The sequence below is a fragment of the Bradyrhizobium guangdongense genome (assembly GCF_006483445.1).
In the GTDB taxonomy this organism is placed as follows: Bacteria; Pseudomonadota; Alphaproteobacteria; order Rhizobiales; family Xanthobacteraceae; genus Bradyrhizobium; species Bradyrhizobium guangdongense_A.
On the sequence record NZ_PPPT01000110.1, the window covers coordinates 1 to 11,956 of the forward strand.

Below are 11,956 nucleotides of genomic sequence, written 5' to 3' on the forward strand. Positions count from 1 at the left end.
GCGGGGAGAGGCGAAGAACCCTTACTTCTGCGGCAGGTTCACCCGGATATGCAGCTCGCGGAGCTGTTTTGTGGTGGCTTCCGACGGGGCACCCATCAGGAGGTCCATGGCCTGCTGGTTCATCGGGAACAGCGATATCTCGCGCAGATTGTTGGTGCCACACAAGAGCATCACGATGCGGTCGACGCCCGCGGCCATGCCGCCATGCGGCGGGGCGCCGTACTGGAAGGCGCGGTACATGCCGCCGAAGCGGTCGACCACTTCCTGCTCGCCATAGCCTGCGATCTCGAAGGCCTTCACCATGGCTTCCGGCACGTGATTGCGGATGCCGCCGGAGGCGATCTCGTAGCCGTTGCAGGTGATGTCGTACTGGAACGCCTTGATGGTCAGCGGGTCCTGGCCCTTCAGCGCATCGAGACCACCCTGCGGCATCGAGAACGGGTTGTGCGAGAAGTCGACCTTCTTGTCCTCCTCGTTGTACTCGTACATCGGGAAGTCGACGATCCAGGCGAGCTCGAACCGGTCCTTGTCGGTGAGGTTCAACTCCTCGCCGACCTTGTTGCGCGCCAGGCCGGAGAACTTCCAGAATTTGTCGGGATCGCCGGCAACGAAGAAGGCAGCGTCGCCTGCGTTCAAGCCGAGTTGCGCGCGGATTGCGGCCGTGCGCTCAGGCCCGATGTTGTTCGCAAGCGGACCCGCACCCTCGCCGCCCTCGCGCCACATGATGTAGCCGAGGCCCGGCTGGCCTTCGCCTTGCGCCCACGAATTCATGCGGTCGCAGAAGGCGCGGCTGCCGCCGCCCTTGCCCGGGATCGCCCAGACCTGGTTCTTGGGGTCTTCGAGCATGCGCGCAAAGACCTTGAAGCCGCTTCCGCGGAAATGCTCGGAGACGTCCTGCATCTCGATGGGGTTGCGCAAATCAGGCTTGTCGCTGCCGTATTTGCGCAGCGCTTCGGCAAACGGAATCCGCCGCCAGCCTTTCGTCACGGGCTTGCCCTTGGCAAACTCCTCGAACACGCCGGTTATGACCGGCTCCATCGCCGCAAAGACGTCGTCCTGCGTAACGAAGCTCATCTCGACGTCGAGCTGGTAGAACTCGCCCGGCAGACGGTCGGCGCGCGGGTCCTCGTCGCGGAAGCAGGGCGCGATCTGGAAGTAGCGGTCGAAGCCGCTCATCATGAGGAGTTGCTTGTACTGCTGCGGCGCCTGCGGCAGCGCGTAGAATTTTCCGGGATGGATACGCGACGGCACGAGGAAGTCGCGCGCGCCCTCCGGCGAGGACGCGGTCAGGATCGGCGTGTTGAACTCGAAGAAGCCCTGCCCCTCCATGCGCCGGCGCATCGACTTGATGATCTCGACGCGCATCATCATGTTCTGGTGCAGCTTTTCGCGGCGCAGGTCGAGGAAGCGATATTTCAGGCGGATGTCTTCCGGATATTCCTGGTCGCCGAACACAGGCAGCGGCAGGTCGCCCGCCGGGCCCAGCACCTCGATCTCGCTGACATAGACCTCGACCTGACCGGTCGCGAGTTCGTCATTGTTGGTTCCCTCGGGGCGGCGGCGGACCTTGCCGTCCATCTTGACCACGAATTCCGAGCGCAGCTTTTCGGCGAGCGAAAACGCCGGCGAGTCCGGGTCGACCACGCACTGGGTCAGGCCGTAATGGTCGCGCAAATCGATGAACAGCACGCCGCCATGGTCGCGAACGCGATGGACCCAGCCCGAAAGGCGGATCGTCTCGCCGATGTTGCTCTCGCGGAGCGCGCCGCATGTATGTGACCGGTAGCGATGCATGGTCGTCCCAAATTCAATGTCGGAGGATCGAATCGAACGGCCTAAACGGCCGGTCCGAAGTTGCGGCAGGGTTTACCCGACGAGGCCGGAGGCGGCAACCAAGGGAAACGCCTGTTTTGGGCCCGAACGGCCCATTTTTGGGCCTCGGCAGCCTGAGCCTTTGCTGATGGGCGTTCCGCGCCTATCTTTACCTCCATGACCATCCATTTCCCCTTCCAAAACTCCTATTCGGCGCTGCCGGACAGCTTTTTCGCCCGCGTCGCGCCCACCCCTGTGGCCGCGCCGAGGCTGATCAAGCTGAACCGGCCGCTGGCGCTCCAGCTCGGGCTCGATCCCGATGTCCTGGAGACGCCTGAGGGCGCCGAGATCCTCGCCGGCAAGCGCGTACCTGACGGCGCAGATCCCATCGCCATGGCCTATGCCGGCCACCAGTTCGGGCACTTTGTTCCCCAACTCGGCGACGGCCGCGCCATTCTCCTTGGCGAGGTCATCGACAGGGACGGCGTCCGCCGCGACATCCAGCTCAAGGGAAGTGGCCCGACCCCGTTCTCCCGCCGCGGCGACGGCCGCGCCGCGCTTGGGCCGGTGCTGCGGGAGTACATCGTCAGCGAAGCCATGTTCGCGTTGGGTATCCCGACCACGCGCTCGCTTGCCGCCGTCGTCACCGGCGAGCACGTCCTGCGCGAGGCCGCATTGCCGGGCGCCGTGCTGACGCGCATCGCGTCGAGCCACATCCGCGTCGGCACCTTCCAGTTCTTTGCCGCGCGCCGCGATACCGATGCGGTCCGAAAGCTCGCCGATCACGTCATTGCGCGCCACTATCCCGAGCTCGCAGGCGCCGAGCGGCCCTATCACGCGCTGCTTGGCGGCGTCGTCGCGCGGCAGGCCGAACTCGTCGCGCGCTGGCTGCTGGTCGGCTTCATCCACGGCGTGATGAACACCGACAATTGCTCGATATCAGGCGAGACCATCGACTACGGCCCCTGCGCCTTCATGGATGCCTACGATCCCGCGCAGGTGTTTTCCTCGATCGACGAGATGGGCCGCTACGCCTATGCCAACCAGCCACGCATCGCATTGTGGAATCTGACGCGGCTCGCCGAATGCCTGCTGCCGCTGTTCTCCGACGAGCAGGAGAAGGCGGTTGCCGAAGCGCAGGAGATCCTCGGCGCGTTCTCGGACCAGTTCAGCGCCGCCTATCAGGCGGGTTTGCGCAAAAAGGTCGGCCTGTTCACGGCGCGCGACGGCGACGAGGCGCTGATCCAGGACCTGCTGGATGCCATGGCGAAGAACGGCGCCGACTTCACCCTCACCTTCCGCAAACTCGGCGACGCCGCGGCCGATGACGCCGCCGACGTCCGCGCGCAGTTCATGGAGCCGGCAGCCTTCGACGACTGGGCCGGCCGCTGGCGCGCGCGCACGGCGCTCGAGCCGCAATCGGCTTCCGAACGAAAAGCCGCCATGCACGCGGTCAATCCGATGTTCATCCCGCGCAACCATCGCGTCGAAGCCGTGATCCAGGCTGCCACGCGCGACGACGACTACGCGCCGTTCGAAGAGCTGGTGAAGGTGCTGGCAAAACCGTTCGAGGACCAGCCGGAGTTTGCCGCCTACGCCGATCCGCCGCTGCCGGACCAACGGGTGTTGCAGACGTTTTGCGGGACGTGAGGCCTGCTCGGATTCGTAGGGTGGATTAGCCGAAGGCGTACCACTTTTCTCAATATGCTGAGAGTAAAGAGGTGGATTACGCTTCGCTAATCCACCCTACGAACCTTCTACGCTTGGCAGAAAACAAAAAACGTAAGACTTCCACGATAGTCATCCCTTTTTCCGATCGACCGCGACCACCTCGTAGGGTGGATTAGCCGAAGGCGTAATCCACCAATGGGCCTATCCTCGCTCTCCGAACTCACCGACGACCTTGGAATCTCCGCCCCAATCCTGCGGAAACAATCCGGCGCGGACATCGCGGTGAAACGACGAATACGGCCAATCGCACACTTTCGAGACGTATCCGTGCTTCACGGGGTTGAAATAGCAATACTCGACGTGGCGAGCGTAGTCGGCTTCGTCGCGGACAAGATGCTCCCAAAAACGCCGTTGCCAAATGCCTCGTTCTTTTCGAGCGGCGCGGACTGCGCTCAATCGTTCGTTTGCAGGCAGCGCTTTGGCAAAGCGGGTCTTGATCAACCGCCAGCGCACCGAAAAATCAGAATCGCCCTGTGGAAGCTTCCAGATTGCGTGCAAATGATCCGGCAGGACAACGAAGGCATCGATCGCGAACGGATGGGATTGGCGTGTAGCTGCAACCGCCTCCCGCAAGAGTTCGATCTGATCGGTCAGCAGGGTTTTTCGTCGATCAAGCAGGTTCACCGTGAAGAACCAGCATCCTCCCGGAACGAATGCGCGGCGGTAGTCGGACATACTCTCGAATAGCACAACTTGGAGTTGGCTCACAGTGGTGGATTACGCCCGGCGGACTGCGCTTTGCGCAGCCGCCGGGCTAATCCACCCTACACATCCGCGCTGTGGAGACGCGAACCCCTGTCATCAAACTGAAACACACGCGCTCTAACGCCCTGTCAGGGCCGTCTTGCCGGAGGCGCCCATCCTCCAACGTGATGACAAGCGCGTGCCCATGCCCTTCAAATTCATCCATCTCACCGACACGCATCTCGCGAACCCCGGGCTGAAGCTCTATGGGCTCGACCCGCGCGCGCGGCTGGATGCTGCGATCGCCGACATCAACAGGCACCAGTCCGATGCCGCCTTTGCGGTCGTGACCGGCGACCTCACGCATTGGGGCGAGCCTGAATCCTACGTCAATTTCGCCGACGCGATGGCGGCGCTGACAATTCCCTACATCGCCATGGTCGGCAACCACGACAAGCGCGTCGCCTGTCTCGACGGCCTCAAGGCCGCGCCGCGCGATTCCAACGGTTTCGTGCAGGGGACGCGCACGACCGAGCATGGGCTGTTCGTGTTCCTGGACACGCTTGATGAGACCAGCCACGCCGGCGAGATGTGCGCAAAGCGCCTTGGCTGGCTTGCGGAGACGCTCGCGAAGGCACCGCCTGACATGCCGTTCGTCGTCTTCATGCATCATCCGCCCTTCCCCGTCGGCGTGCATGCGATGGACGAGATCGCGCTGAAGCAGAGCGCCGAGTTCGCCGAGGTGATCGCGCCCTATCGTGCGCGAATCCGCCATCTCTTCTTCGGCCATGTGCACCGTCCGATTTTCGGCAGTTTTGGCAGAATCCCGTTCTCGACGCTGCGCGGCACCAACCACCAGGTCTGGTTCGAGCTCGATGCGAGCGCGCCGCATCTCGCAAGCCACGAGCCGCCGGCCTATGGCGTCGTGCTGATCGACGACGACAATCTGGTCGTGCACAGCCACGACTTCCTCGACGACAGTCTGCGCTTCCCCTTCGCCCCGCCCGCGGGGACGGAGGACCGCGACTATGCGCTCAACTTCGCGGCGCGGTGAGATGAGCCTCGCCGAACCCGCGGCTCTCCCGGTCGCGGCGTCAGTGCCGCCGCGGCTGCACATCCTCACGCGTGTCTCTTCGACCCTCAAAGCCTCGCTGCCGGCCTACCTCCTGCTGGCGCCCTCGCTGGTCTTCCTCGCGCTCTTCACCTATGGCGCGATGGGACGCGTGTTCGTCGATGCGCTCTACGCGCGCGCCACGCCGAAGGCGCCGGTGCGCTTCGTCGGTCTCGACAATATCAACGCGGTGCTTGCCGATCCCGCCTTTGCCGGCGCTGTCATCAACAATCTCATCTACGCCGTCGGCACGGCGATCCCGAGCATCGCCCTTGCCTTGCTGTTCGCGCTGGCGCTCTCGCGCACCAATGCCGTGACCAGCGCGCTGCGCGCGGCGCTGTTCCTGCCGGTGTTGATCCCGATGGTCGCGGCCTCGGCGCTGTTCATGTTCGTCTTCCTGCCCAATGTCGGGCTGCTCGATCATTATATCGGCCGCCTGCTTCCGGTGCTGCCGAACTGGCTCGGCGACCCCGACATCGCGCTGTGGGCGATCATGATCATCACGATCTGGAAGAACGCGGGCTATTACATGCTGTTCTTCCTGGCAGGCCTTCAGTCAGTGCCTGACGACGTCATGGAGGCGGCGCATCTGGACGGCGCCTCGCCCTGGCAGCGCTTCCGCCACATCATCCTGCCGGAGCTGAAGCCGACCTTCCTGTTCGTCACTGTGATCGCGACGCTCAATGCGGTGACGCAGGTCGACCAGGTCTTCGTCATGACGCAAGGCGGCCCGTCGAACGCCACCAATCTGGTGCTGTTCTACGTCTACCAGCAGGCGGTCGAGCATTACGACATCGGCAAGGCCTCGGCGGCGACGCTGCTGACGCTGGCGGTGCTGATGACCCTCACCGCGCTCTCCTTCCGCTCGCTGGCGAACCGGGAGGGCGGGCCATGAAAGGGTTCAAGCAGTTGCTCGACCGGCTGTTCAGGGACGCGCCGCTCGCCACCCGCGGCGAGATCACGCCAAAGCTCGGCTTCGCGCTGGTGGTGCTGATCGCGCTCGTCTGGCTGGTGCCGTTCCTCTGGATGGCCGTTGCGACACTGCGACCGGCCTCCGACGGCATCAACCTGATGGCCGAGCTGATGCCGAGCTTCACACCCACGCTCGACAATATCAGGGACGCCTGGGAGATCGGCGATTTCCCGCGCTACTTCCTCAACACGACGATCATCTGCACCGGCATTTTGCTCGTGCAGTTCGTCACGGTGACGCTGGCGGGCTTTGCCTTTGCGCGCCTCGCCTTCGCCGGCAAGACGCTGATCTTCTATCTGTTCCTGATGCAGCTCATGCTGGTGCCGGTGCTGCTGATCGTGCCGAACCTGACCCTGGTCGCAAAGCTCGGCCTCTACGACACGCTCACCGGCGTGATGATGCCGTTCTTCGCCTCGGCCTTCGGCACCTTCCTGATGCGCCAGGCCTTTGAAGCGATTCCGCCCGAGCTCGAGGACGCCGCCCTGATCGACGGCGCCAGCGTCTTGCAGCGCATCCGTAACATCTATGTGCCGCTGTCGCTACCGAGCTTTTCGGCTTTTGCCATCGTCTCCGTCACCAGCCACTGGAACGACTTCCTGTGGCCGCTGATGGTGATCAATTCGCCGGACAAGCGCCCGCTCACCGTCGGCCTCTCCGTCTTCACCAAGACCGCGGAAGGCACGCAGGCCTGGGGCACGATCGCCGCCGGCACCCTGTTCGTGATCGCGCCGCTGCTCGTCACGTTCCTCATTTTCCAGAAGCGCTTCATCAGTTCGTTCGTCACCTCAGGCATCAAATAGGAGAATCTTCGATGCTGCTCTCCCGCAGGCTCATGCTCGGCCTCACCATGGCCGGTGCGCTCGCCTTTCCTGCCCTCGCCGGCGAAGGCCCGAGCGAGATCGATCTGTTCTTCCCCGTTCCCGTCGACGGCAAGCTCGCCCGCGACATGGGCACGCTGATCAAGGAGTTCAACGAGACCCATCCCGACATCAAGGCGACCGCGGTTTACACCGGCTCCTACGACGACACGCTGATCAAGACCCGCGCCGCGATCAAGGCCGGCAAGCCGCCCGCCGCCGTGATCATGTCGGCGAACTTTCTACTCGACATGCAGATCGAGAACGAGCTCACCAATCTCGATTCCCTGATCGCCGCCGACGGCGCCACCAAGGCGCAATTCCTCGGCCAGTTCTTTCCGGCGCTGCACGGCAATGCCGTGATCAACCGCTCGGTCTATGGCGTTCCCTTCCACAACTCGACGCCGCTGCTCTACATCAACGCCGAGCACGCGAAGGAAGCCGGCCTCGATCCGGACAAGCCGCCGCAGACCTGGGCTGAGATCACCGACTGGGCCAAGAAACTCACCAAGCGCGATGGCGACAAGGTCACCCGCTGGGGCATCGCGATTCCCTGCGCCTACGACTATTGCGGCTGGATGATGGAGACGCTCACCATGTCCAATGGCGGGCGCTACTACAATGAGGAGTTCGGCGGCGAGGTCTATTACGACACGCCTTCGATGCTGGGCGCGCTCTCCTGGTGGAACGACCTCGTCGCCAAGCACAAGGTTCACGCGCCCGGCGCGACGCCCGGTCCCGCCGTCAGCACCTCCTTCATCTCCGGCAACGCCTCGATGATGATGCTCTCGACGGGGTCGCTGACCTATGTGCGCGACAACGCAAAATTCCCCTACAAGGTCGCGTTCATTCCGCGCAACGTCCGCAATGCCGTGCCGATCGGCGGCGCTTCGCTGATCATTCCGGCTGGGCTCGAGGCCGACAAGCAGAAGGCTGCCTGGACGCTGATCAAGTGGATGACCTCGCCCGAGAAGAGCGGCTGGTGGAGCCGCGCCACCGGCTACTTCGCGCCGAACATGGCCGCCTACAAGACGCCGGAGATGGTCGAGTTCCTGGCCAAGAACCCCGACGCCAAGACCGCGGTCGACCAGCTCGAGGTCGCAAAGCCCTGGTTTGCGACCTACAAGACCGTGCCGGTGCGCAAGACCCTCGAGGACGAGGTCATGCTGGTGCTCAACGGCAAGAAGCAGCCGAAGGAAGCACTCGTCGCCGCGCAGAAGGCCGCCGACGAGCTGCTCAAGCCGTACAATGCGGAGACGGCGCTGAAGCTGCCGTAAGAGACCGACGGCCCGGCGCATGGGCGTCGGGCCGTTAACCCCCCGTCCACCATCGCGGCCGCCCCGGCGCCGGTAACCACGACAATTAACAGACCCTCAATTCACCCCGGACAACTTTAGCAATGTTCTCCTGGGGGATTTGCGCCGTGGACGTCTTGGTGTTCGAGTTTTTGGGACTGGCGATGCTCGCCATGTGCGTGGTCGTGGTGGCGATGCCGTGCAGCCGCAAGCCGTCCAGCCGGATCCGTTACGAGTAGGATTTTGCGGGCGCGATCCACGGGAATCCGCCGGGAAAACCGGCCTGGCCTGACGATTCCACTTGAAATGCAAGGCTCGAATTCGCTACGAGCCCCTTGACATATCAGCGCTTTCGGCAGAACGGCTGATACACTTGTCATGGGCCGTTCATGGATCTGATTACCACCACCGCTGACCTCGCCGCTGCCTGCAGCAGGCTGGCCAAGCACCCCGTCATTACAGTCGATACCGAGTTCCTGCGCGAGACCACCTACTACCCGCTGTTGTGCGTGGTGCAGATGGCGAGCGCCGAGGAAGCCGTTGTCATCGACACCCTGGCCGAGGGCATCGACCTCAAGCCGTTCTTCGAGCTGATGGGCAACGAGAGCGTGCTGAAGGTGTTCCACGCCGCCCGCCAGGACATCGAGATCATCTGGCACCAGGCCAACATCATCCCGCACCCGGTGTTCGACACCCAGGTCGCGGCCATGGTGCTCGGCTATGGCGACAGCATCGCCTATGACCAGCTCGTCGAGAAGGTCACGGGACACCGCCCCGACAAGACCCACCGCTTCACCGACTGGTCGCGCCGCCCGCTGACCAAGGAGCAGATGCATTACGCGGTCTCCGACGTGACCCATCTGCGCGACGTCTTCGCAGCGCTCGACGCCGATCTGAAGAAGCGCCGCCGCAGCGACTGGGTCAGCGTCGAGATGGAGGTCCTCACCTCGCCCCGCACCTACGACTTCCACCCCGAGCGCGCCTGGGAACGGCTGAAGACGCGGGTGCGCAAGCCAAAAGACCTCGCCGTGCTGATGGAGGTCGCCGCCTGGCGCGAGCAGGAGGCGCAGAGCCGCGACGTGCCGCGCGGCCGCGTGTTGCGCGACGAAGCCGTCAGCGACATCGCGACCCACGCGCCCAACACGGTGGAGAAGCTCGCCCATCTGCGCTCGGTGCCGAAGGGCTTTGAAAAATCCAAATGGGGCGCCGACATCGTCGCCGCCGTGCAACGCGGGCTGGCGCGCGACCTCTCAACGCTCCCCAAGCTGGAAAAGCCGCGCAACAATTCCAACGGCCAGGCCATCGTCGAGCTGTTGAAGGTGCTGCTGCGGATGACGGCGGAGCGCCACGCCGTCGCCAGCAAGGTGATCGCGACCGTCGACGACCTCGAAGCCATCGCCGCCGATGACGAGGCCGACGTCGCCGCCCTGCGCGGCTGGCGTCGCGAGCTGTTCGGCGATGCCGCGCTGAAGCTGAAGCGCGGCGAGCTTGCGCTGGCGATCGAGAAGGGCCGCGTGATCGGGGTGCAGCGGGCGTAGTTCGAGCACCGTCATCCTGAGGTGCGAACCATGCGGCGCGCACGCGCTGCATGGTGAGCCTCGAAGGATGAAACGCCCCCGCTGCAGCTGGTTGGGCCGTCGCCCTTCGAGGCTCGCCCTGCGGCAAGCCGCAGGACGTGCACCTCAGGGTGACGGTGATAGAGTTGCGCTTGCAACTATGCAGGCTACGGAGACAGCTCCCGCCCTACGCCGCCGGCGTCAGCTTCGCCGCTTCCGCCTTGAGATCCTCAAGCATCCCAGCGATCCCGTCCACCAGCTCGTCGATCTCAGCCTTGCCGACGATCAGCGGCGGGCAGATCGCCAGCGCATCGAGCATGTTGCGCGAGATGATGCCGCGCTCCAGCAGCAGCTTGCTTGCGACGCCGCCGAGCGCGCCGGGCGTTGCGGCCGCGACCTTGCGGCCCTTGTCCAGCACCAGCTCCACCGCGGCGATCAGGCCGACGCCACGGACTTCGCCCACCAGCGGATGGTCGGCGAGCTTGCGCAACCGCGCTTGCATGTAGGCGCCGATCTCGGCGGCATGCGCGACCAGGCCGCGCTCCTCGATGATCTTCAAATTCTCCAGCGCAACGGCTGACCCGACCGGATGACCGCCGGCGGTAAAGCCGTGGCCGAGCACGCCGATCTTGTTGCTCTCATCCGCGATCGGCTCGAACATGCGATCGTTCATGATGATCGCCGAGAACGGGAAATAGCTTGAGGTGATCTGCTTGGAGACCACGAGCACGTCGGGCTTGATGTTGTAGGTCTCGCAGCCGAACATCTTGCCGGTGCGGCCGAAGCCGCAGATGACCTCGTCGGCGACCAGCAAAATGTCGTACTTGTTCAGGACGGCCTGGATCTTCTCCCAATAGGTCGTGGGCGGCACGATGACGCCGCCGGCGCCCATCACGGGCTCGCCGAAGAAGGCCGCAATCGTCTCAGGCCCTTCCTTCTGGATCAGCGCGTCGAGCTCCTCGGCACGCCGGGTCGCAAACGCTTCCTCGCTCTCACCCGGTGCCGCGTCCTTGTAGTGATGCGGCGAGCCGGTGTGCAGGATGTTCGGCAGCGGCAGGTCGAAGGAGCGGTGGTTGTTCGGCAGGCCGGTGAGGCTTGCGGACGCAATGGTGACGCCGTGATAGCCGCGCATCCGGCTGATGACCTTCTTGCGCTGCGGCTGGCCCAGCGAATTCGAGCGATAGGCGATCAGCTTCAGCACGGTGTCGTTGGCTTCCGAGCCCGAATTGGTGAAGAACACCTTGCTCATCGGCACCGGCGCCATCTTCACGAGCTTCTCGGCGAGGTCGATCGAGGGGCCGTGCGAGCGCGAGGCGAAGGTGTGGTAGAACGGCAGCGCCTGCATCTGGCGATGCGCGGCGTCCACCAGCCGCTTCTCGCTGAAGCCGAGCCCGACACTCCACAGCCCCGCCATCGCCTCGAGATAGCGCTTGCCGGCCGCGTCATAGACGTAAGGCCCCTCGCCGCGCTCGATCACCAGCGGACCAGCCTGCTGGTGGGATCGCGCATTGGTGTAGGCGTGGAGCTGATAGGCGACGTCGCGGGCTTCTTGCGAGTTCGGTAGCATGGTCATTGCGGTATCCCTAAGGCTGGCATCGGTCGCACCGACGCAAGCCTTGTCTGGAGAAAGCGTTGCCATCTTGGCTATTGCCACTGGACGCAACTTGCAACGTCATTTCATGGGGCACAAATGCCGGGCAGCGTTGCATGAAGAAACTGTGCGTCCTTACGCCGCCCCGTCATCGTCGTCGCCGCTTTCGGCCTCAGCCGCTTCCCTCACCTCGACCAGCGCCATGGACAGGAGATAGACGGTCGTCGGCAGGTTGAGCCGGCGCGCCGTCTCGACGACGAGCGACAGATCGCTCGCCAGTTCCTCAAGCTGTTGCCCCCGAGACAAGTTTCCCATCCATCCTTGTCGCCGGTCGAAGAGCCGGCGG

10 protein-coding genes are annotated in these 11,956 nt (G+C 64.1%); 6 read left to right on the top strand and 4 right to left on the bottom strand.

The window, feature by feature from the left end:
• Positions 1-21: 21 nt before the first annotated feature.
• Positions 22-1,794 (bottom strand): aspartate--tRNA ligase, encoded by a 1,773-nt coding sequence (gene aspS, locus C2U70_RS16235; RefSeq protein ID WP_140979435.1) that lies wholly within the window; start codon positions 1,792-1,794, stop codon positions 22-24.
• 195 nt (positions 1,795-1,989) lie between these two features.
• Between aspS and C2U70_RS16240 the strand changes: the two genes are divergently transcribed.
• Entirely contained in the window at positions 1,990-3,462 is a 1,473-nt protein-coding gene (locus tag C2U70_RS16240; protein ID WP_140979436.1) for a protein adenylyltransferase SelO, read from the top strand.
• Positions 3,463-3,684: 222 nt separating this feature from the next.
• On the opposite strand, the gene C2U70_RS16245 is transcribed toward C2U70_RS16240, so the two are convergent.
• Positions 3,685-4,218, bottom strand: coding sequence for an REP-associated tyrosine transposase (locus C2U70_RS16245; protein ID WP_140979437.1), 534 nt, complete (start codon positions 4,216-4,218; stop codon positions 3,685-3,687).
• Positions 4,219-4,432: 214 nt separating this feature from the next.
• On the opposite strand from C2U70_RS16245, the gene C2U70_RS16250 reads away from it, so the two are divergent.
• The 5 genes from C2U70_RS16250 to rnd all read left to right on the top strand — a co-directional run bounded on the left by C2U70_RS16250 (position 4,433) and on the right by rnd (position 10,001).
• A complete protein-coding gene (locus C2U70_RS16250; RefSeq protein ID WP_140979438.1) occupies positions 4,433-5,281 on the top strand; it encodes a phosphodiesterase in 849 nt (282 codons plus the stop codon).
• A 1-nt stretch (position 5,282) separates the two neighbouring features.
• Positions 5,283-6,233: a carbohydrate ABC transporter permease gene (locus C2U70_RS16255; RefSeq protein WP_186294297.1), complete on the top strand. Its 951-nt coding sequence runs from the start codon at positions 5,283-5,285 to the stop codon at positions 6,231-6,233.
• Complete coding sequence (locus C2U70_RS16260; protein ID WP_140979440.1) at positions 6,230-7,111, top strand: carbohydrate ABC transporter permease; 882 nt, start codon at positions 6,230-6,232, stop codon at positions 7,109-7,111. The genes C2U70_RS16255 and C2U70_RS16260 overlap by 4 nt, the downstream gene beginning before the upstream one ends.
• An 11-nt stretch (positions 7,112-7,122) precedes the next feature.
• Positions 7,123-8,445 (top strand): ABC transporter substrate-binding protein, encoded by a 1,323-nt coding sequence (locus C2U70_RS16265; RefSeq protein WP_140979441.1) that lies wholly within the window; start codon positions 7,123-7,125, stop codon positions 8,443-8,445.
• A 407-nt stretch (positions 8,446-8,852) separates the two neighbouring features.
• The gene (rnd, locus tag C2U70_RS16270) at positions 8,853-10,001 is read left to right on the top strand and encodes a ribonuclease D (protein WP_140979442.1); all 1,149 of its coding nucleotides are present in this window, start codon (positions 8,853-8,855) and stop codon (positions 9,999-10,001) included.
• A 205-nt stretch (positions 10,002-10,206) separates the two neighbouring features.
• Here the strand turns inward: rnd and C2U70_RS16275 are convergent, their stop codons facing one another.
• The gene (locus tag C2U70_RS16275) at positions 10,207-11,592 is read right to left on the bottom strand and encodes an aspartate aminotransferase family protein (protein WP_140979443.1); all 1,386 of its coding nucleotides are present in this window, start codon (positions 11,590-11,592) and stop codon (positions 10,207-10,209) included.
• Between the two features lie 153 nt (positions 11,593-11,745).
• Positions 11,746-11,916, bottom strand: coding sequence for a hypothetical protein (locus C2U70_RS33040; protein WP_186294298.1), 171 nt, complete (start codon positions 11,914-11,916; stop codon positions 11,746-11,748).
• Positions 11,917-11,956: the final 40 nt, after the last annotated feature.